Origin of the sequence: Paenibacillus uliginis N3/975 (genome assembly GCF_900177425.1) — a bacterium.
Classification (GTDB): domain Bacteria; phylum Bacillota; class Bacilli; order Paenibacillales; family Paenibacillaceae; genus Paenibacillus_AQ; species Paenibacillus_AQ uliginis.
In genome coordinates this window covers 645,030-666,305 of sequence record NZ_LT840184.1, presented here as the reverse complement: position 1 = coordinate 666,305, position 21,276 = coordinate 645,030, and the positions used below count along the sequence as shown (strand labels likewise).

17 protein-coding genes and 1 pseudogene are annotated in these 21,276 nt (G+C 45.3%); 2 read left to right on the top strand and 16 right to left on the bottom strand.

The genetic code is table 11. The features are described from left to right. Window positions 1-433 precede the first annotated feature (433 nt). From B9N86_RS03020 to B9N86_RS02990, 7 genes are all read right to left on the bottom strand, one after another. Window positions 434-1,735 (bottom strand): pyrimidine-nucleoside phosphorylase, encoded by a 1,302-nt coding sequence (locus tag B9N86_RS03020; RefSeq protein ID WP_208917711.1) that lies wholly within the window; start codon window positions 1,733-1,735, stop codon window positions 434-436. Between the two features lie 72 nt (window positions 1,736-1,807). Beyond that, on the bottom strand, window positions 1,808-2,515 hold the full coding sequence (gene deoD / locus B9N86_RS03015; RefSeq protein WP_208917710.1) for a purine-nucleoside phosphorylase: 708 nt from the start codon (window positions 2,513-2,515) through the stop codon (window positions 1,808-1,810). 24 nt (window positions 2,516-2,539) lie between these two features. Beyond that, the gene (gene deoB / locus B9N86_RS03010) at window positions 2,540-3,718 is read right to left on the bottom strand and encodes a phosphopentomutase (RefSeq protein ID WP_208917709.1); all 1,179 of its coding nucleotides are present in this window, start codon (window positions 3,716-3,718) and stop codon (window positions 2,540-2,542) included. Window positions 3,719-3,778: 60 nt separating this feature from the next. Next, the gene (locus B9N86_RS03005; protein WP_208917708.1) at window positions 3,779-4,957 is read right to left on the bottom strand and encodes a NupC/NupG family nucleoside CNT transporter; all 1,179 of its coding nucleotides are present in this window, start codon (window positions 4,955-4,957) and stop codon (window positions 3,779-3,781) included. A 115-nt stretch (window positions 4,958-5,072) separates the two neighbouring features. Continuing rightward, window positions 5,073-5,468, bottom strand: coding sequence for a cytidine deaminase (locus B9N86_RS03000; protein ID WP_208917707.1), 396 nt, complete (start codon window positions 5,466-5,468; stop codon window positions 5,073-5,075). 32 nt (window positions 5,469-5,500) lie between these two features. Beyond that, a complete protein-coding gene (gene deoC, locus B9N86_RS02995) occupies window positions 5,501-6,166 on the bottom strand; it encodes a deoxyribose-phosphate aldolase (protein ID WP_208917706.1) in 666 nt (221 codons plus the stop codon). 343 nt (window positions 6,167-6,509) lie between these two features. Further along, a complete protein-coding gene (locus B9N86_RS02990; protein ID WP_208917705.1) occupies window positions 6,510-7,445 on the bottom strand; it encodes a DNA-binding transcriptional repressor DeoR in 936 nt (311 codons plus the stop codon). A 122-nt stretch (window positions 7,446-7,567) separates the two neighbouring features. On the opposite strand from B9N86_RS02990, the gene B9N86_RS30560 reads away from it, so the two are divergent. Then, window positions 7,568-7,702, top strand: coding sequence for a hypothetical protein (locus B9N86_RS30560; RefSeq protein ID WP_280175014.1), 135 nt, complete (start codon window positions 7,568-7,570; stop codon window positions 7,700-7,702). Here B9N86_RS30560 and B9N86_RS30115 read toward each other — a convergent pair. From B9N86_RS30115 to B9N86_RS02960, 6 genes and pseudogenes are all read right to left on the bottom strand, one after another. Beyond that, a pseudogene (locus B9N86_RS30115) lies at window positions 7,682-7,957 on the bottom strand (type 1 glutamine amidotransferase family protein); the annotation flags it as partial. The gene B9N86_RS30560 and the pseudogene B9N86_RS30115 sit on opposite strands and share 21 nt — an antisense overlap. A 788-nt stretch (window positions 7,958-8,745) precedes the next feature. Continuing rightward, the gene (rnhA, locus tag B9N86_RS02980; RefSeq protein WP_208917703.1) at window positions 8,746-9,402 is read right to left on the bottom strand and encodes a ribonuclease H; all 657 of its coding nucleotides are present in this window, start codon (window positions 9,400-9,402) and stop codon (window positions 8,746-8,748) included. A 30-nt stretch (window positions 9,403-9,432) separates the two neighbouring features. Next, window positions 9,433-9,678, bottom strand: a complete 246-nt coding sequence (locus B9N86_RS02975) for a hypothetical protein (RefSeq protein ID WP_208917702.1) — start codon at window positions 9,676-9,678, stop codon at window positions 9,433-9,435. Window positions 9,679-9,768: 90 nt separating this feature from the next. After that, on the bottom strand, window positions 9,769-10,299 hold the full coding sequence (locus B9N86_RS02970; RefSeq protein ID WP_208917701.1) for a DUF2179 domain-containing protein: 531 nt from the start codon (window positions 10,297-10,299) through the stop codon (window positions 9,769-9,771). A gap of 215 nt (window positions 10,300-10,514) precedes the next feature. Next, the gene (locus B9N86_RS02965) at window positions 10,515-11,075 is read right to left on the bottom strand and encodes an NADPH-dependent FMN reductase (protein ID WP_208917700.1); all 561 of its coding nucleotides are present in this window, start codon (window positions 11,073-11,075) and stop codon (window positions 10,515-10,517) included. Between the two features lie 191 nt (window positions 11,076-11,266). Continuing rightward, a complete protein-coding gene (locus B9N86_RS02960; protein WP_208917699.1) occupies window positions 11,267-11,878 on the bottom strand; it encodes a TetR/AcrR family transcriptional regulator in 612 nt (203 codons plus the stop codon). A 291-nt stretch (window positions 11,879-12,169) separates the two neighbouring features. On the opposite strand from B9N86_RS02960, the gene B9N86_RS02955 reads away from it, so the two are divergent. Then, on the top strand, window positions 12,170-13,699 hold the full coding sequence (locus B9N86_RS02955; protein ID WP_208917698.1) for a DHA2 family efflux MFS transporter permease subunit: 1,530 nt from the start codon (window positions 12,170-12,172) through the stop codon (window positions 13,697-13,699). 132 nt (window positions 13,700-13,831) lie between these two features. Here B9N86_RS02955 and B9N86_RS02950 read toward each other — a convergent pair whose 3' ends face one another. The 3 genes from B9N86_RS02950 to B9N86_RS02940 form a co-directional block, all read right to left on the bottom strand. Beyond that, window positions 13,832-15,040 carry an MFS transporter gene (locus B9N86_RS02950; protein WP_208917697.1) on the bottom strand — a complete coding sequence of 403 codons (1,209 nt, stop codon included), beginning with the start codon at window positions 15,038-15,040 and terminating at the stop codon, window positions 13,832-13,834. 91 nt (window positions 15,041-15,131) lie between these two features. Then, window positions 15,132-15,701, bottom strand: a complete 570-nt coding sequence (locus B9N86_RS02945; RefSeq protein ID WP_208917696.1) for a TetR/AcrR family transcriptional regulator — start codon at window positions 15,699-15,701, stop codon at window positions 15,132-15,134. A 296-nt stretch (window positions 15,702-15,997) separates the two neighbouring features. Then, window positions 15,998-21,208 (bottom strand): S-layer homology domain-containing protein, encoded by a 5,211-nt coding sequence (locus tag B9N86_RS02940; protein ID WP_208917695.1) that lies wholly within the window; start codon window positions 21,206-21,208, stop codon window positions 15,998-16,000. Window positions 21,209-21,276: the final 68 nt, after the last annotated feature.

Sequence of the window (21,276 nt, the reverse complement as noted above, 5' to 3'; positions counted from 1 at the left end):
TGATGAAATATGGAGAACATTGCAACCACAGTATATGACTTTCTGCGAAATCTAGCAATATAGCACCAGGTACTAGAGTGGAAATAATGTGCAGATGGCTTCAAAGAAAACAAAAAGAAAGAGGGCAATATCTGCCCTCATCCGAACTTGCTTATGATTTGCTCTTGTTCACCGCAAGTCCGATGATCATAACGATAAGTGCCAGCAAAGCAATCAACTGATCGATTGTCATAGCCGCCCGCCTCCCTAATCAGGATGGCTCTTACGAACGGCTTCTCTCTCTCCCATCAAACTGCCTTACTTACCTTTCCCCATTAGCAATATATGAGCGGCGCACAGACGATATGATCTATAAGCCTACAAAAAAACTGTCCCCCCGAAAATACACTGGAGGGACAGTCACATTTTCACATTTATGTTAAGAAGGTTACGACTATTCAGTTACAATATCATGCACCAACACAGGAGCTTCTGCGTGATCTGAGATGCGGATGTTTGCATACAGCTTTTCTTTTACATCATCCACGTTTTCACGGTTGGCGTGAATCGTCACCAAGGAATCACCTTTTTTCACAGTGTCACCAATCTTCTTGTTCAGCATCAAGCCGACAGCCAGATCGATTTCTGATTCCTTCGTTGCGCGGCCTGCTCCGAGCAGCATAGCAGCTGTTCCGATTTCATCGGCAACGAGCTCGGCGACCATACCGTCTTCAAGTGCAGGAAGATCGATTTTGTACTTCGCTTGTGGCAGCTTTTCAGGGTTATCCACAACGGAGGCGTCTCCACCCTGGTTTGCGATGAACTCCTTGAATTTCTCAAGAGCCTTACCGTTACGCATAACTTCCTTCAGCTTCTCTTCGGCTTCTTCCAGTGATTCTGCTTTGTTCGCCAGGAATACCATTTGTCTTCCCAATGCAAGACACAACTCTTCCAGATCCTTCGGTCCTTCGCCTCGAAGTGTATCGATAGCTTCCTGCACCTCCAGAGAGTTACCGATAGCCACCCCAAGCGGCTGGCTCATATCAGAAATAACCGCCATCGTCTTACGGCCGACATTGTTACCGATGCTAACCATCGCATGTGCCAGTTCCCTCGCATCTTCCACCGTTTTCATAAATGCACCTGCACCAGTCTTTACATCAAGTACAATAGCATCGGATCCAGCTGCAATCTTCTTACTCATGATAGAGCTTGCAATCAACGGAATGGAATCAACGGTTGCGGTAACATCGCGCAGTGCGTACAGCTTTTTGTCAGCAGGAGTCAGGTTACCCGTCTGACCGATAACAGCAATTTTATGTTTATTAACGAGGTTAACAAACTCATCTTTGCTAATCTCCACATGGAAGCCTTCAATGGATTCCAGTTTATCAATCGTTCCGCCGGTGTGGCCGAGACCACGTCCGGACATCTTCGCTACCGGAATATCGAGCGCAGCTACGAGAGGTGCCAGTACGAGTGTGGTCGTATCGCCTACGCCGCCAGTAGAGTGCTTATCGACCTTGATGCCTTCAATCGCAGACAGGTCGATCGTCTCACCAGAGTTCACCATAGCCATCGTCAAATCTGCACGCTCACGGTCTGTCATATCTTTGAAGAAGATAGCCATACCCATCGCACTGACCTGATAATCAGGAATCTCGCCCTTGGTGTATCCGCCGATAAAGAAATTGATTTCTTCTGTTGTCAGTTCCTTGCCGTCGCGTTTCTTCGCAATCAAATCAACCATTCTCATCGTACATTCTCCTCACTGTTCGCGTTGATATTCTCTATAAATTAAGTGGAAAATTTAAGTAATCCTGGCTTATTAAAGCGAAATTGCTGTATCCAAAGCCACTTCCATCATGTCGTTAAAGGTCGTCTGACGCTCTTCCGATGTCGTTTCTTCCCCGGTCAGGAGATGGTCGCTTACCGTCAGAATCGTCAGGGCGTTTACACCTTTTCTCGCTGCAATTGTATACAAGGCCGTCGTCTCCATCTCTACACCCAGAACCCCGTGATCCATCAGCTTTTGAACAGCTGATTTGTCTTCACGATAAAACACGTCGGAAGTAAACACGTTGCCCACATGCATATTCAGACCCTTTTCAACACCACGCTCGTAAGCTGCTTTCAACAGCGGGAAGCTCGCAATCGGTGAGAAATCGTAACCTTGGAAATGATGGCGGTTCATTCCTGAATCCGTACAAGCAGCCTGTGCCAAAATTACATCACGAACACGTACATTCTGCTGCATTGCGCCGCAGGTGCCGACACGGAACAGATTTTTCACACCATATTCGGAGATAAGCTCATTGACATAGATACCGATCGAAGGCACACCCATGCCTGACCCTTGTACGGATACACGCTTTCCTTTGTACGTTCCTGTAAAGCCAAGCATACCGCGAACTTCGTTGTAGCAGGTAACGTCCTCCAAATAGGTCTCAGCAATGAATTTCGCCCGTAGCGGATCCCCAGGCAGCAATATGGATTCAGCAATATCTCCCGGTTTCGCTCCAATATGTGTACTCATGTTCCATTCCTCCACATTCTGATATTATTTGAGATCATTTAAAAAGCTCGTACCATACTCAGGTTTTGTTACACCAAAGTTGTCGGCTACAGTAGCTCCGATATCCGCAAACGTCTTACGGAGTGGCAGTTCCTTCCCTTCAGCAAAGCGTGGGGAATATATGAGCAGCGGCACATATTCACGAGTATGGTCCGTTCCTTTATAAGTAGGATCATTACCATGATCCGCTGTGATAATCAACAGATCATCATCCGTCATTTTGTCGAACACCTCAGGCAGACGTACATCATATTCTTCCAGAGCCTGACCGTAACCTTTCGGATCGCGGCGATGTCCGTAGACAGCATCGAAGTCGACAAGGTTTATGAAGCTTAGACCGTTAAAAGATTTATCCATGGTGGCCACCAGTTTGTCCATGCCGTCCATGTTAGAGACGGTTCTGATGCCCTCGGTAATTCCTTCTCCATCATAAATATCGGAGATTTTCCCAAGTGCAATTACATCAAATCCAGCGTCTTTCAGTTCATTCATCGTTGTACGTCCAAATGGCTTAAGCGCGTAATCATGACGGTTGGCCGTCCGCTTAAACTGGCCAACCTCCCCTACGAATGGGCGGGCGATAATGCGTCCTAACATGTAAGGGTCCTCCAGCGTAATTTCACGGCAGAACTCACAAATCTCATACAATTCCTTCAAAGGTACAACCTCTTCATGTGCTGCAATCTGTAGTACAGAATCTGCAGAGGTATACACAATGAGTGCACCTGTCTTTACATGCTCCTCGCCGAGCTCTTCAATAATTTCCGTACCGCTGGCCGGTTTATTGCCGATCACCTTCCGGCCTGTCTTTTCTTCGATGCGGGTAATCAGCTCATCCGGGAAGCCGTCCGGGAACACCCGGAACGGCGTATCAATGTAAAGACCCATGATCTCCCAGTGTCCAGTCATGGTGTCTTTACCGTTGGAAGTTTCCTGCATTTTGGTAAAGTAAGCACGCGGTTTCTCAGCTGCAGGCACACCTTCAATTTTACGGATATTGGACAGACCAAGCGCTGACATATTCGGCATGTTCAGGCCACCGCATTCGTGGGCGATATGTCCCAGCGTATCGGAACCTACATCATCAAATGCAGCCGCATCCGGTGCTTCGCCAATACCTACCGAGTCCAATACGATCAAGTGAATCCGTTTAAATTGCTCCATGTCCATATTCCCCCATTTCAGATTACGATCAAGTTTCTGTTATTCAATATCATTCGCTTTTTACAGGAACAATCCTGCAATGGTTGCGGACAACACGCTTACCAAGGTTGCGCCATACAACAGCTTTAATCCAAAACGGGCAACCACATTCCCTTGTTTCTCATTCAATCCCTTTACCGCACCGGCAATAATACCGATTGAGGAGAAGTTCGCGAAGGATACGAGGAACACGGAGACGATACCGATAGTACGCTCTGACATATCTTTAAAGTTAGCCAGATCCAGCATTGCCACAAATTCGTTAGATACGAGCTTCGTAGCCATGATGCTGCCGGCATCGACGGCTTCTTTCCAAGGTACACCCATAACAAAAGCAAACGGAGCAAACACAAATCCCAACATTTCCTGGAAAGAGATGCCGAAGATAGCGTCGAATACGCCGTTAATCAGGGCGATCAAAGCTACAAAACCAAGCAGCATCGCAGCAACCGTAATGGCTACCTTGAATCCGTCCATAATGTATTCGCCGAGCATCTCGAAGAAGGACTGCTTCTCATCTTCTTGTACCTCAAGAATATCCTCTTCTTTAGGCACGGTGTAAGGATTCACGATGGAAGCAATAATGAACCCGCCAAACAGGTTGAGTACAAGCGCGGTTACAACATATCTCGGTTCGATCATCGTCATGTATGCTCCGACAATGGACATCGAAACTGTAGACATCGCGGAGGCACACAAGGTGTACATCCGGTGTTTCGGAATAAGGGCAATCTGTTTCTTAACGGAAATAAATACCTCCGATTGTCCCAAAATCGCCGATGCCACAGCGTTATAAGATTCGAGCTTACCCATACCGTTAACTTTACTCAATACGATACCAATATATTTCACAATGATCGGTAGAACCTTGATGTATTGCAATATACCGATCAATGCCGAAATGAATACGATCGGAAGTAGCACGTTAAGGAAGAACGGACCCGCTCCTTCATTAGCTATACCGCCGAACACAAAATTAATGCCTTCTCCTGCATAACCGAGCAGAGCTTCAAAAGTATTGGCAATACCTTTGACCATGTATTCACCGATGCTGGTATTCAGCAGCGCAAATCCTAGAATTAACTGCAGCACAATCATGACAGCCAGTGGACGGTAACGAATGTTACGCTTGTCATTACTAATCAGAAACGCCATTCCGAATACGACAAGCAGCCCCAATATCGCGATTAAATATTTCATGAGATGTTCCCCCATTGATGAGCATTTTGAAATTCTAAGTTGTTGAAAATTACAGTGATTATTTTCATTAAGCGCTTACATTATTGGGATACAGTGATTGTGCCTAGCACATGGATTATTTTTTATCCATATCTTCCGCTTGGAATGCTCCTGGCAACAGCTGGGACATATTCCACTCTTCCGTGTTCCCGTGAAGATTAGTTAAATAAATTTTAGTGTCACTATCGCAAAACTCGGCAAGCACCTGACGACAGGCGCCGCACGGGGATACCGGTCCTTCAGTATCGGCTACGACGGCAATCGCATCAATCTTACGATTCCCTTCGGATACCGCTTTAAATATAGCGGTGCGCTCCGCGCAGTTGGTGAGACCGTAGGATGCATTCTCAACATTGCATCCCCGGTACACCTTCCCGCCTGTCTGGATTGCAGCACCGACCTGAAACCCGGAATAAGGAACATATGCCTGCTTCCTAGCTTCGATCGCTTCCTGAATCAACTCTTCTTTCATGAGTTAGTCCTCCTTCATCGGCAGGGATAAGTTTAATAAGATGATGTATCTTGTCCGCCTTCCATGATCTTCACGCCTGAACTTGCACCGATTCGGCTAGCTCCGGCTTCAATCATGCTGTTCATATCTTCGAGGCTGCGTACACCGCCGGAAGCTTTCACACCGACTTTATCGCCAACCGTCTTGCGCATAAGCGCTACATCTACTGCTGTTGCTCCGCCTGTGGAAAAACCAGTAGACGTTTTAACATAATCAGCACCTGCTTTAACAGCCAACTCACAAGCGCGAACCTTCTCTTCATCCGTCAAAAGGCATGCCTCAATGATGACCTTAACCAAAGCTTTACCATTAGCAGCATCAACAACAGCCTTGATATCATTCAATACCAGCTCATCATTGTTTTCCTTCAGCGCGCCAACATTAATTACCGTGTCTACTTCATCAGCACCGTTTGCGATAGCATCCTTTGCTTCAAAAGCTTTAACAGCCGGAGTATTAGCTCCAAGAGGGAATCCAATTACAGTACAAACCTTTACATTCGTGCCTGCAAGCTGTTCTGCTGAATAGGCAACCCATGCCGGATTTACACAAACGGAAGCAAAATTATATTTCTTCGCCTCTTCGGTCAGTTTCGTAATATCCTCTTTCACAGCATCCGCTTTCAGAAGCGTATGATCTATCATTCCTGCTATACTCATCTGTTTGACACTCCTTATTTATCATTAATAAAAGCGTTCTCAAACACCTTAAAATCTCTGAACGGCTCCATCATATCATAGCTATGAACATATGTAAAACAACAATTGAAATTATGTTCATGGGGTTTTGTGGCAATGATATATATCATTTTTCACTTGTTTACTTGTTATCATTCATGAATTTATTGGGAACCAAAAATCCTCCTTATATTAATGTCTATACCCTGTTCAGCAAAACGTAAACACATATTCAATCTGCTCCTTTGCTCCATTTCAGATACAATCAACACAAAAAAGCACCTCTATCTAGGATAGAGGTGCTCTGTTATTAATACCGTCCTTATTAACCTAATAACGCCTGTGCCGTAAATTGATCAATTACCAAAATGTTAGCATATCTTCCGATGAGGGCTGCCTTTATCGCATCAATCTTCTGCTGGCCTCCCGCAACAAGAATGGATTTGTCTTTGTGCCGGAGATCCTCCAGCTCGATACCAATGGTCCGGTTGTTAATCACCTCGCTGCATATGTTTCCTTGAGCATCAAAAAACCGGGAACAGATATCTCCAGCGCCCGTGCTTTGCAGCAGCTTTTGCTCTTTCTCACTAAGATAACCCAATCGGAACAGAAGCGTATCTTCTTGTACCGTGCCCACTGTAAAGACCGCAATGTTCGCCTGTTTGCCCATTTGGATGATTCGCTGGATATGCCGATCTTCCTCCACCATCTTTTTCACCTCAATGCTGTCAAAGATGACCGGCAGCGGCAAATACCTAGCAATCGTATGATAGGCATCTGCAAACAGATTGACGGTTTCCGCCGCATACGTATTTACATGGGAATGGCTTACGCCCCCCTTCAGCTGTACAACCTCAACACCTCTTACCTGCTTTTGCTGAAGCTCCAAGGCGACGGAATACATGGTTGTTCCCCACGTTACTCCGATGATATCGGCATCCTGCACCGTTTCATACAAGTATTCGGCTGTTTTTTTACTGATATGCTTCTGTATTTCCCGGTATTCATTCAGCGGACTGTAACAGACCAGTACCTGATCCAGCTTGTAACGCTGCTTCACCTGTTCACCGAGCGCATCCAAATCTTCAAGTGGATCAACGATGCTGATCCGGACATAACCCTGTTCCTTGGCATGCTGAAGCAATCGGGAGACCGTTGGACGGGACACGCCAAGCCTTGTGGCAATATCCTGTTGGCTGAAATCCGACAAATAATACAGTCTTGACGCTTCGATGCTTAGACGCTGTTTATCATTATCCATTGATCCAACCTACTTTATAATCATAATCATCATTCAGTATTAAGAATTGGATACATTATACAAGGTTCCTGTATAAATATCGAGCGCTTCCATAATAAGGAGGGGATGTTGTTCGAATCAGGATGGAAAATTTCAAAATTGCACATTTATCCACTGTGGATAAGCAGGATACAACATCCGCTTCTGAATATTTCCCCCCGCCGGCTAACCAAGAGATAAACACCAGCTCATCCGGTGCCGGAATGAAGTACAATTAACCCCATACCGTCCAGGTCCCACAAACGGACTCGCTCAACCACCTCGTCACCATATAATGGGCAATATGCTCCCACCAGATTAATACATCCGTCTTATTCAGCTTCTCCTTCGGTAAGACCGTGTTCGGATTCTCCAAGCACCGCCGTCTATACTTCCAGGTTACTGTCCCTCTCCAAAAAAGCTGCAATTGCCTTATGTATACCTTAAGGATAAATGTTTGCCACCCGGCCGAAATTACCATATGGGGATAACATTTTGGTTGCACATACCCGGAAGGCATGTTATTCTAATATCTTTCCTGCAAATTTCTAATATGTTCATAAACTTGTGTATAATAAAAATGATGCCGTTAGGCTTATCCACAGCATCAGCGTCAAATCTAAATAAACTCCTTGGGTTATCCCAAATTGGAGCTTTATTTGCTGTTTCTTCGGAAGTTATCCCACATGTTTTCCACATTGTGTTCACAAACTCTGTATAACTACGTCCAAAAACAGATTATTTATCACAGCAGACTCCCGAAGATGTTCATAACTTTGTGTATACGCTTAATCTGAAAATACTTATTCACATATCCACCTCATGTAATTCCGCAGGTATCTAGCAGCTTAGCCGGAAACCAATCTCTTGATTCCCGGCACCCAAGCTAAATTTTTGAGACACTTGCCAAACTTATTGTCTAAATAATCAGCTCTCCCGTCGCACCGGGAGTATTTAACTCGACCCACGCAATGTACAATCCTATTAATGCAGCGATGACCAGCAATACAGCGGCAAAAAAGGCTAATTGCTTTAAGTTAGCAGCTGATGGCCTCCTTTGGATAATTGCTTTTACTTTTACCTTTTTCAGAGCGGATCATCCTCCTTCCGAGCAGGCCGCATCATATATTATGAACAGCAGATCCTTATGTTTCAAAAAATAGATTTCCCCCCATTTAATCCACATGTGCATAAAAAAACACCCCGGGTTAATTCCGGAGCGTTCGGGTATATTTATTCAACTATTTACACACAAGCAGGGGATAAACTGTGCATGAACGCTTTACTTGCGTCCATAATCGGCTTTGATCTCTCCCCAGCTCTTCGTCTGCCATTTCAACACTTTATTTGGATAAGAATTATTCCTCAGCCAATGTTCCGCGCGGTCTACCAGATCCCATATTTCCTTGGTTGACGCATCCCGCGGCAGTGTGGAGACAGCCTTTTTCTGTCTGACCCATTTCATAGCGTTCACTGAATCACTATAGACGGTCTTCGTACTGCCGATCTTCTTCAAATAGGCTAGAGCATGAACGATGGCGAGGAACTCACCTAGATTATTTGTCCCTTTCTGAATGGGACCGCAGGAAAATATAACATCTCCGGTTTGGGTATCCACACCTTTATACTCCACCGGCCCGGGATTTCCGTGAGTACCGACATCAACGGAAATACTGTCATAATCGATTTCGCCAGGCTCCTCTGGGGCAGTCGTACGGTTTTTCTTCGGTTTTGAGCCTGCACCCGATCCCCCTTGAGATTGCTGCCCCCAGAAGCTTTTCCAGCCTTGTGCATATGCCTTTTCGGCTTCTGCCTTCGATTCAAAAGCTTTAAATTTTGCTCCGTTGTACTGGTTTACCTGCAGCTGGCAGTCACTCCAACTTGTATATACTCCAGGCTGATTTCCCACCCATACAACATAGTATTTTTGCTTTGCCATAAAGCCCCTCCATCTTAAAGACTAACCTCTCTAGCGTACTATAGCAGTAGTCTTGGGGAAGTGCAAAGCGACATCCATATAAATAAAAAAAGCGCCATCGTCTCCGATCCGCTTTTTGTGTTTGATCTTCTGTAATTGTTCCTGTTTCGTCGGCTTTACTCTCACATGTTGTGACAGAGCACCATAATCCTTATTCGTCTTACGTATACTTACAGCACACCAGCTACCGGCACGATCCGCTTTGCGGATGGCCTTTTGAGTTTTAGTACGAGCCATCGTTCCCACACTCCTTTATGATAGTACACTCTTTATTCTACGATATAGAGCCGCCGATTGGAACTGTATCGGTTTATAATTCGTTCATGCTCATGATCTGCGTCCTTCCGTAAGTCTAACCCAGAAGCCGCCTTTAAAACTTTTAGGCTCATGGGAAATGATGAAAGCATGCGGTGACAGCTTTTTCAGTGTTTCCATTAATCGTCTTTCATTATTTCTTTTTACCAGTACCTGTAATACAAGCCGCTTTCCATCTTTACCGTCAGCCGTCCACGATGTGACGCCATATCCTTTTTCACGCAGCTTGGATGGCAGCTCCATCTCCAGTGAATCTACAAAAACCTGAACGACAAGGTAACCTAGCGCCAAATATTCTTCTATAAGGCTTCCTATGTACACACCCAAGCCAAATCCAAGGCAATAGGCGGCCATATTAAAAGGGTTGTCCACATTTTGCAAAACGAGATTCAAACCCATCAGATAGACAAAAACCTCAATCATGGACAGAAAAGAAGCCAAGCCTCTTCTTCCTTTAATCATCAAGATCAACCGAAGCGTGAAGATAGATACATATACGACGTTAATTCCAATGATGGAACCGATAAGAGCAATTGAAATCATCGTATACGAACTTCAGCCTGATAAATCACAGGCCCTATTTCCTTTAAGAAAATCGATAAACAGTTTCGGTTCACACGATCAGCTCCTTTTGTATTCACAAAGATTGTTACTTATCCTTTATATTACCCGTTTGCACATGTTCTCAACGTTTTATTCTCATAACAAACAGAAAGGACCCTGCAAAGGGTCCCCATGGTACATAAATGTCGCTATATTTACTTAACCGCGCTAGCTGCCTCCTGCTGTTTCATCCACTTCACAAAGTTGTTAACAACTACATCCAGGAACAGCTCGGTTGCTTCATGATTTAAATTTCCTTCTTCATCAATCTTCTCGTGAACCAGACCGACATACACTTCGTTTCCTGGCAGCAGCGGAGAGGAAACACCTGGCGAGAACAGAATATCACGCAAATGCTGCTGCGCGCGAACGGTACCCAAACCTCCCATGGAAGCTCCCATAATCCAGGAAGGTTTACCTACGAGCACACGCTCACCGCGTGACAGCCAATCAATCGCATTTTTCAGTACACCCGGAATAGAGTAGTTATATTCAGGTGTGACCCACAATACAGCATCCGCTTCAGCCACTTTATGAGCAAGCTCCTTCACCGCTGCTGGAGGGTTAACCTCGATATCCTGATCATAAAAAGGAATTTCCTTCAGGTTCAAAATTTCAACATTCAACTGCTCCTGATATTTATTCTGCACATATTGTGCCAATCTCAGGTTGTAGGAGTTGTTACGGGTGCTCCCGACTAAAGCTACGATTTTCATCTGCAAATTCCTCCAAGTTATAGAATAATATCAATCACTTAGGCTCATCGCTTAGTATATAACTAATTAGACTAAGTATCAAAAGTCTGACTCTTATACTTTCTTCAGTAAAGTGGAGCGAAATATCCGTCGTATGCTCCTTCTCAACGTAATCCTGTTCGTTCTTCGTTCGGCGAATCGTTGTACCGCTCTTAGGACTTTTTGTAAATAGTAGCGGGATTACCAAAGACCAGTTTGGAATTAATGAGCGAAAGTTCCTCCGGAGACTCCTTCATGCCCGAGTCCAGCCAGTGCTGGATCACGCCGAGCTGTGCCGAAATGGCATAGGCTGAAATATATCCAATGGGAACAATGAGTTGGGCCTCATCCAGATGTGTTAAAATCCCCTGAGACATATTGTCGCGCATCACTGTTTTAAGCTTTACATGAAAAGCTGGATTTCCCTTAGGGCCTAAAATAACCCTCATAAAGTCTGCGTTTTCCTTTACATACGCAAACAGCTCTGTAACAAAGGGCATCGGTTCATTCATGTAATCAAAAGTGGGAAGATCCTCTTTCGTTAATTGCTGTTTTTGACTCCGAATACTCCGAATGCCTTCAATGATCTCTTCTTCGCTTTGCTCCAGCAGATCATACTTGTCCCGGTAATGCAAGTAAAACGTCCCTCTATTTATATCAGCTCTCCTCGTTAAATCGCTTACTGTAATTTCATCAAATGTAATTTCTTTCATTAATGCGGTTAACGCATCCCGTAAAGCTTTCTTGGTACGAACAATTCTTCTGTCAACGGCATTTTCTTTCATTTTAGCGTCACCACCATATGTAAATATTTAAATATTAGACAACTTAACATCTACTTGTTCAGAAAATAACATTTCCCCCCAAATTGTTTATTGCAATGAGAATTAAGTGTATTATAATATACTTCATGACTTTTAATGAACAAGATGTTTATTAACATAAGCGTATTCTTGCATCATTTAGGACAAATAATGTAGATAACTTGGATTGTTGTGATTGAAGGAGGGATGAACCCGGCGCCTTCCAACTTAAGTGCATTATTTCAGAGTAATTGAATTATTGGAGGAGAAATTATGGAAAATGTTAACGGGCGATCTAGTCACTCAACCTCGCCTTTCGGAATTATAGCCATTCTTTTAACAGGTGCCTTTGTCGCACTCTTAAGCAATACCTTACTTAACATTGCACTCCCTTCGATCATGAAGGAATTTCACATTGACAGCCCATCAACAGTACAGTGGCTCACAACGGGTTACATGCTCGTTAACGGGATTATGATTCCGTCAACCGCATTTCTGATTCAACGGTTCTCGGTCAGACATTTGTTCTTAGTGGCCATGAGTTTGTTTGCACTGGGTACGATCATGGGCGGATTTGCACCTTCCTTTGCCGTACTGCTGACTGGCCGTATGGTTCAGGCTTCTGGCTCCGCAATCATGATGCCGCTTCTGATGAATGTAATGCTGACCAGCTTTCCTGTTGAAAAACGCGGTGGCGCGATGGGGATGTTCGGTCTCGTCATGATCTTCGCCCCTGCCATTGGCCCTACGCTCTCCGGCTGGATTATCGAGCATTATAAATGGAACTTATTGTTCCATATTATTTGGCCAATCGCAATCGTAGTGTTGCTGTTCGCTTTCTTCAAACTGAAAGACAAGAAAGAAAAGATCGCCATCAACCTCGATGTTCTTTCGATTGTTCTATCCAGTGTCGGTTTCGGTGGTATTTTGTACGGCTTTAGTTCTGCCGGCGATACCCAGAAGGGCGGCTGGAGCAACTCCGAGGTATATATCACGCTTATTGTCGGTATTATCGCGCTGTTCTTCTTTATTATCCGTCAATTCAAACTAAAGCAGCCAATGCTTGACTTCCGGGTGTATAAATACCCGATGTTCGCTTTGTCGTCCGTGATTTCTGTTGCTGTAAATATGGCCATGTTCTCTGCCATGCTGCTCATGCCGATTTACCTACAATCCATTCGGGGTATTTCACCTATGGACTCCGGATTGCTCATGCTTCCAGGTGCGATCGTTATGGGTATTATGTCCCCGATTACAGGTAAACTGTTCGATAAATTCGGAGCCAAGGCGCTGGCTTTAACCGGCTTGACCATTACAGTTGTCACTACTTATTTTTTCAGTCAGTTGACACTTGAAACGTCATACAATACGCTAATCCTCATGTATACCTTCCGGATGTTCGGGATGTCCATGGTCATGATGCCGATCATGACAAACGGGTTGAATCAACTGCCTATGAGATTTACTCCTCACGGTACAGCTATGAACAGTACCCTGAGCCAAGTATCCGGTGCCATCGGTACAGCACTGCTCGTCACTGTTATGTCAACCCGCACGAAAACGCATATTGAAACGATGATGGAATCGGCCATGTCGAAGCTGACCTCCAAGCCTTCAGCAGCAGAACTCGAAACATTAACACAGCAAATTACTGCTCAGGGTACCATAGAAGGAATCAACGATTCATTCCTCGTATCCGCCGGGATCATCGTGATTGCGTTCCTGCTGGCCATATTCATCAAACGTGCGCAGCCTGATGAAGAACTAAACACAGACAAGGCTCCGGCGGTTCAAAAAGCATAAAATGCAACAACAGTATCTATAAGTACCAGCTTAAACTAAAGGCTCCTGATTGCTCAGGAGCCTTTTTAGTATCGTTTTATATAAGCGATCTCTTCCCCGCTTTCACCGGCAGAAACCGCGTGTTGTACATAATCATTCGTTTGCTGTGGAATAAACTGCTTCGGAAGCTGCCGGCTTCTCTTTCCACTTCACCGAAAACGTCCAGGCAATGAGAAGCATGAGCGCTGCGAAGGTATACGGAAAATTAATATTCCAATCAAATAACATGCCTCCAGCAAGAGGCCCGATAATGTTACCAAAGCTCGTATAGGTCGAGTTCATTCCGGCAACAAACCCTTGATCCTCCCCTGCCATTCTGGACAGCAACGTCGTTAAGGCCGGACGCAGCAAATCAAAGGCGAGGAACATCACAAAGGTTGTACCTAAAATCAGCCAATAGCTTCTGACAAAGATAGAGATAATCAGGAATACAGCGGAGACCAATAAAAACATCTGAATCAGCTTTCTTTCCCCGAACATCTGAACAAGCTTACCAAATAAGAAGATTTGGGCAATGGTTCCCAGGATCGCACTTACGATAAGAATCGTTGCTATATCTTTAGGTGTAAAACCGAACTTGGAATCCACGAACAGACCGAATACGGTATCAAATGCGGACAGTCCAAAGGATAGAACGAAAATAATAATAAACGGGATAAAGTAAACAGAATGCGTAGATTTTTTTAACTCTTCAAAAATGTTAATTTTCGCTTTTTTCCCTTTGTTAATCTGCAACTGCTCCGGAGATAACGGCTCCTTTAACATAAAGAGTGAAAAAATCGCCGCACTCAAAGCAACAGCAGCTGCCAGGAAAAATGGAACCCGGATTCCCCACTCGGCAGCATATCCGCCAATTCCCGGACCGATGATAAAGCCCATACTGATCGATGCAGAAACGTATCCGAGTGCTTTAGGTCTTTCCTCCATCGTTGTAATATCAGCCACAAACGCGGTAACCGCCGGCATAATTAACGCGGCACTAATCCCTCCCAGTATTCTGGATAGGAAAAGTATCCATACATTGCTGCCCACTGCAAAAATCAACTCAGAAACGGAAAACAAAAACAATCCGATAACAATCAGTTTTTTTCTGCCAAATCGATCTACCCAAATCCCCGCGATAGGAGATGTAACAAGCTGGGCAATGGCAAACAGTGAGATGAGATACCCCATGATTTCACCGGAGAAATGAAGCTCTTTCATGAGGGTGGGCATAATCGGAATGACAAGACTCATGCCTAGAAAAGCGATAAATAAATTCGTTAACAATAAAATTAATGGTGCTTTTTGCTTGATATTCATATCTTTAACCTCATTCTTAGATTAACTAGAGTACAAAAGACAAGATGCTCTGCCAGAAGGAGGCTGTCTTCAGTAATATTCCGAACAACACTTATCCACAGGAGAGCCCTCTCCAATAAATATCCCAAGAGATCCGCAAAACCTTATCAAAGGCTTCCGGAGTTTCATAAAAAAGCTGTACCACGACCCCGTCCATAAACATAACAAACGACACTGCCGCATCTTCCGGGGAGACTCGAATAACATCCTTGTGCTCGATAAAGATTCTTTCCAACAGCAGCTCCAGATGCGAATAATAATTTCGGCAGCTGGGCTGAAACACCTGACATAGATGGGCAGGCGGCATAAATGCCATCAGAAGCATAAACGACAAATTGTCATTTGACAGATAACGCTTTTTATAGTCTATAAGAAAGGTTACCAAGATCTCATTCAGTGGTTTGGTCGATTTCTCCCTAAAGTAACGTTTCAGGAATTCAATTTCTTCTTCTATAGCTTCCTCATTCATCTTAAGGACCAGTTCATCCTTGTTCTTAAAATAGTGATATAGAGATTGCTTCTTGATGCCAGCCTCTTCCGCGATTTTGGCCAGCTTGGTTCCTTCATATCCATATAAAATGAAATGTTTCATCGCAATCTCTTTGATCACTTCTTCATTCACAGCTCTTACCACCTCTATTTCAAAAATAAATCAACATCAAAAACTAATTCATTACAGCTTAACAGGGCATCTTTTATTTTGCAATTTTTTTGTTTAACTACGGTCAGACTAAACGATAAACATCCCATAAATATAGGATTATTATCGATATTATATAGACTGACTGTAGTCAGGTAATTCATGATATTCGCCTAAGGATGCACTTTACTCCGACTTTTATCTCACAAAAAAACTGAGCAGAATCAGGATTCCCCCTGCTTCCGCTCAGTTATTATGCACCATTTCCCGTTATTATGTTACAAGGATTCCATCGTGGCTTCGAGCATCAGCCACACGACCTTTGCCGCCTGCTCACGCGTTGCCATTCCTTGAGGGTTAAATCGACCGCCCTCCATTCCAGTAATAATACCCGCCTTGTGAAGACGTTCTACTGCTTGTTTCGCATAAGGTCGAATATCCGCGCCGTCACTGAAGTGTATATCATCTTGCTCCGCCTTCACCAGAAGCTCAATACCGGAAGTGTCTGCGATCCGGCTTGCGATCACAGCCATCTCTTCTCTCGTGATCTGCTGATGAGGTTCAAACCTGTTTCCTCCAACGCCGGAGGCAATACCAAGATTTTGAGCGCTTGCTACAGCTTGGTAATACCAGGCGCCCTCTTTCACATCAACAAAGTCAGCTTTAGATTGTCCCTGAATAAGATCAAAAGCTTCCATCATCAGCTTCAAGTACTCGGCACGGGTCACATGTTCACCGGGCGCAAACTGGTTCTTTGTTCTCCCTTCGAGAATTCCTCTCGCGGCCAGTTGATGAATGTACTTTTGGGACCAACGGTTTTCTTCAACATCATTAAAGTTGACCTGTGCCTGTTTAATAACATATCGACCGGGCTGATGACTAACCATATAAACTCTTTTCTTCACGGCATCATATGCTGAAGACTTTACAGGCTTGAGCTTGCCGTCCGGATTAAGCAAGTACATAATCATCATACCCGGGGCTTCATCAGCTGCAAGCTCGAAAGGAATAACAATCTCAAGTGCCCTCTTATGTGTGAAATCAGTTACTTTTTTATTGTTCTGATAAACATTAAACTCGTATATCGGCACACCCCTAAGATGTGAAAGATTGCTGCCCTCCCCTTGTATACGGCTCAGCTCAAGCTGCAACACGGAGCCTGCGACATTATTGATCGCATCCAGTTTCACCGCCATATCGGCAATTTCGGAGGTCAATCTGACCTTTGTCACCTTGTTGTTCTTCGCCGTTTCCAAAGCCGTAACTGGAAGCTGAACATTCCATTTATTCAGTCCTTGGACCGTAGGTAGCTGAATAACGAGCTCGTGAATACCAGCAGCCGCTGCCTGCTCAGCAGCTTTCTTATAAACATCATCCTTTATTTCCAGTGCAGCTGCCCCATTTTGCAGTTTAACAATAGCCACATTCACTTGAATCCGGGCATGCGTCGCACCCTGTGCAGACGTCTCACTGTCTTTTGACGGTGTTCCCGTCTCTGCAGGAGGATTTCCAGGGCTGGGTGATCCCGGAGTCCCTTCACCATTTCCTCCGCCATTCTCACCACCATCACCTCCGCTACCCGTGCCTGTAATTGTTAGCTGGACTGAGTTCGACTCCACCACCGTACCGTTTAAGCTTACAGTTGCCTGAATGCTGACAACGCCCGGTTTTAGTGCCGTTATCATTCCTTGTTTGATAGACACCGCTGCCCGATCGCTAATGGTATACGAAATCTTAGCGCCTGACAGCTCCTTGGTGCTTCGCCCTTTTTCCAACTGTGCTCTTAAAGATAACTGAGACTCCTCACCAACCTTGACGGAGGTATCCGAAGCTGAAAGCTCAGCGCCTGTCACTTTAAGTATGAGTTCAGGAATGGAGTATTTATAAAGAATCGTTCCATCTGCTGTATACATATAAAAATGTCCAAAGTCGTCCTGTGCGACCTTCTGGACTTCGGTGGCCAACACGGTCATTTCTTTCGTATCGGCATTCACTTTGAAGAAGTTCCCTCCAACCGTCGCATACACATTCCCGTCACTACCTGTTTCCATCGATCCGTCAATCCAGCGCCCAGCTGCGGCCGGAAATTCATCCTTACTGTAAATCACCTTTCGCTGCTCCGGATCAAATACGAACAACGCCCCGTTGGATAGTCCCCAAATGTTCCCGTCGGGTCCAATATGAAGCGCGGTAATGGATTTTTTACCGGGGACAGGAACCACTTCAAATACCTTCTCCTTTTTCTGCACATCCCACATAAACAGAACGGCTTCCGAAGCTGCAGGTGTCCCTCCCTGCCCGCCATAAACGGAGCTTCCTCCGTACACAATCCCGTCTTTATATACGAGCGAGAGAACGCTTTGATCCGGTACGAGATTCCAATACACTTCCGGTGCCTTCCGCTCCGTAAGATCATATACCGCCAGCACCCCGCCAAGAAGGCTGTTCTTCGGAACGGTACCAACAAACAGCTTATTCAACTCCTCTGAACCAGCCACTCCAAACGGCCGATCCTGCAAGGTGTAACCCGGAATCTGTTCATTTTTCGACAGAGTAAACAAGAGATTGGGATTCAGTTTATCGGAATTGTCACGATTCCATGGTTTGCTCAGATCATACTCGTAAATTTTGGCATCCGGATAGATACCAAAATACATTTTGTTATGAATGACGGTGGTTCCTTCGCTCTGACTCAAACCATTAAGATACATGCTGTCTCCGGTTGTCGGCGTGTAGACTCCCACGTTACCGGCGAGATAGCCGGTTGTATAGATTTTGCCGTCGGGACCTCTCTCAATATCGTGAATCTTCACAGGCTCCGCTGGCAGCATGACATCCGTCAGCTTCACTTTTCCGGTCTCCAGATTGTATTTGAACATTTTACCGCCGTTGCCGGACAATCCGACCAGACTGTAACCAGGGAAGCCTTCCTCTTCAAGTTCCACATAGCCGTATCCGATTGCAGCCCCCTCGATGCTGGCGCCAAGAGAACGGTACGTGTCTGTACTCAGGTCGTACTCATACAGCATCCCATTCAGTCCAGCATAATATAATTTGTTCGCGATCGGAGACTTCGGGGATACCCCGCGTGAATAGTTGATCAGCTCGAAGCCCTTCTCTCCAGTATCTCCATTCGTAATTTGAATCTGTTCTCCACTCTCAGCATCCAGCACAAACGTTTCAAAGCTGTTGTTCGCTTCCTTGCGTGCAAATAACTTTCCACCGACCAGATTGAGGTCATAGACCGAAATGATGTCCTTGTATTTCTCCGGTAAAAGGTCCCTCTTCACGCCAGTCGCAATGTCGTACTCCACAAGCCGTGCTTCATTGCCAACACCCGCGTAAATCTTATGATGCTCCGGATCATATACCGTGACACGCGTCCAGCGTTCGCCCTGCGTCTTGAACGCCATTGTACCGTAATCGGTGAACTTGTTCGTGGCAGGATCATACTCATAAACGCTCCCGGATGGGTAGTTTCCTCCGTACATCTTTCCGTCCTTTCCGCTGTCCATCGGGTACAGTACGGCATCCTTGGTCAGCAACGGATGACCCAGGTTGATCATTTCGTCCGTATCCGGCAGGTAACGGTATAACAGTCCCTTATTATAGGCTCCGAGATACACCGTTCCATCGGTTGATACTTTCACAGACCAAGCTCCCTCTGTGTTCTCCAGCGGCATGCTTTTGAGCACTTTCTCTGTTTTAATATCGATCACCGTAAATACGGATGGCGCCCCTTGTACGACCGTGTAAATCACATTGCGTCCATCGGCGTATTTTCCAATATCACCTCTCATGATGGTTGCCTTGCGGATTTGAACCCCCAGATTCTGTCCGACTTTAGAAATGGAGTTATCCGGAACCGGAACTTCCTTCTCTAGATGATTGCCCTTGATGAATTTCACATCGTCCACGTAATACGTATACGATTTTTTCGGACTGCCAGCAAACATAACAGCCGCGTAGCTGGCTTCTGCCGGAACAATCGCCTCCACATCATTCGTAAACCAAACCGAGATAGGCTCAGACTTAATACTGTAATGCTGTTTGCCCAGATACTTTCTACTGGAATCAAAATAACGGACATACATATCAGCCGAGCCGTATTCAATAAAATTCCGGGCTTTCGCCGTATACGTAACCCCCGGTTCCACCGGAATCAGATCACTGATCACATTCAGATAGACATCCGGTGTGTTCTGAATTTTTAAGCTTTTGTTCCCGGATGACGATTTCTCATCGGTTACGCTGTAAGACCCGCTATCTGTAGCTTCGTTGAATTTTTTCCAACCGGGCACGATGCCATTGGTTACGTCTTCTTCAAAACCTCCGTTCTGAACCGATTTCAGCAAGCTGACATCATCGATATAAACCTGAAAGCTTTTCTTGGAACCTGTGATGACTGATATCCTTGCTGTCTTCCCACCAGGCTGCACTTTGAACGTGCCTTCAGCCAATCCCCATTTGCCGTCTGCCAACACGGGCAGTGCATTCACATACAGATGAAAGTTCGAGCCTGTCGGACCGGGAACCAGCTTTCCGCTCTCATCGTAAACATAGACGTAGAAGCCTTCCAGTTGACCATTCTGCAAGAAAACGCTCGATGTCAATGTATAACTCTCCCCCTCTTTCACATTCATCAAATCACTCTCTACATGAACAGCAGGACCGACATTCGCCTGATTTTCCAGGTACAAGCTGTTCTGCCCTTCAAAAACAAGCGATTGACTTAGGCGAGCATGCCCCCCTTTTACCGTCCAACCGGGAATAGTTGGCTCAGTGCTTGGCTGTTCAAACCCTCCGTTTTTTAAAAAGAACCCGGGACCTGGCTGCTCTCCCGGATTAGGCTCCGGTTCCGGATCCGGATCTGGATTCGGGGTTACTGCTCCACCTTTTTCCACACTAATATCGTCCCAGTAGCTGATACCCGATGCATTTTTGCCTGATACCAGAACAACGGACGCAGATACCGCCCCAGCCGGTGCAGCTGCCTTGACCGTCAATTGCTGCCACTGACCAACTGGCGTGCTTGTAAAGTTAGGATCGTGAACGGCGATTCCTCCTTCAACGGCTGGTATAAGAGAACCATCCTGTTTATAAAACCGCATTTGCAGCTGAACGGAGCCGCTTTCTATATGAACGTAGGCTCCTGTTGTATATTCGGTCAGCGGAGTGACGTCTATTTTACTGCTCTCTACACCAAGATTGACCTTATCGTTATCTGTAATCTTTAAGCTGTATGAGCCTGAATTGTAGACGGCATCCGTTACCGATATTCCACCGTTCATGCTCACGCCGAGTAACTGTGTCCAGCCAGGTACAGCTCCGTCTGTGAGCGGCAATTCAAATCCTGGATTCTCTAGTGTTAAATTACTTTCCGATATCTCTTCAGCTGCTTCTGCAGACTTTACTAAGCCCAAGGATGATAGAAGCATACAAAAGCTAAGCATTAGAATGAACGCCTTTGCGCTTAATGACCTGTTCAATATTAATATCCTCCTCTACCGTTACAATCTCTAATCAGGGCCATGCTCGGAAGCAATTTAGACCTCAA

Coding starts and splice junctions, on each gene's coding strand:
- B9N86_RS02950 (WP_208917697.1), bottom strand. CDS start 15,040: ATGAATATCAAGCAAAAAGCACCATTAATTTTATTGTTAACGAATTTA.
- B9N86_RS02975 (WP_208917702.1), bottom strand. CDS start 9,678: ATGGCTCGTACTAAAACTCAAAAGGCCATCCGCAAAGCGGATCGTGCC.
- B9N86_RS03000 (WP_208917707.1), bottom strand. CDS start 5,468: ATGAAAGAAGAGTTGATTCAGGAAGCGATCGAAGCTAGGAAGCAGGCA.
- B9N86_RS02970 (WP_208917701.1), bottom strand. CDS start 10,299: ATGATTTCAATTGCTCTTATCGGTTCCATCATTGGAATTAACGTCGTA.
- deoC (WP_208917706.1), bottom strand. CDS start 6,166: ATGAGTATAGCAGGAATGATAGATCATACGCTTCTGAAAGCGGATGCT.
- rnhA (WP_208917703.1), bottom strand. CDS start 9,402: ATGGCAAAGCAAAAATACTATGTTGTATGGGTGGGAAATCAGCCTGGA.
- B9N86_RS30560 (WP_280175014.1), top strand. CDS start 7,568: ATGGAAAATTTCAAAATTGCACATTTATCCACTGTGGATAAGCAGGAT.
- B9N86_RS02990 (WP_208917705.1), bottom strand. CDS start 7,445: ATGGATAATGATAAACAGCGTCTAAGCATCGAAGCGTCAAGACTGTAT.
- B9N86_RS02965 (WP_208917700.1), bottom strand. CDS start 11,075: ATGAAAATCGTAGCTTTAGTCGGGAGCACCCGTAACAACTCCTACAAC.
- B9N86_RS02955 (WP_208917698.1), top strand. CDS start 12,170: ATGGAAAATGTTAACGGGCGATCTAGTCACTCAACCTCGCCTTTCGGA.
- B9N86_RS02960 (WP_208917699.1), bottom strand. CDS start 11,878: ATGAAAGAAAATGCCGTTGACAGAAGAATTGTTCGTACCAAGAAAGCT.
- deoD (WP_208917710.1), bottom strand. CDS start 2,515: ATGAGTACACATATTGGAGCGAAACCGGGAGATATTGCTGAATCCATA.
- deoB (WP_208917709.1), bottom strand. CDS start 3,718: ATGGAGCAATTTAAACGGATTCACTTGATCGTATTGGACTCGGTAGGT.
- B9N86_RS03005 (WP_208917708.1), bottom strand. CDS start 4,957: ATGAAATATTTAATCGCGATATTGGGGCTGCTTGTCGTATTCGGAATG.
- B9N86_RS03020 (WP_208917711.1), bottom strand. CDS start 1,735: ATGAGAATGGTTGATTTGATTGCGAAGAAACGCGACGGCAAGGAACTG.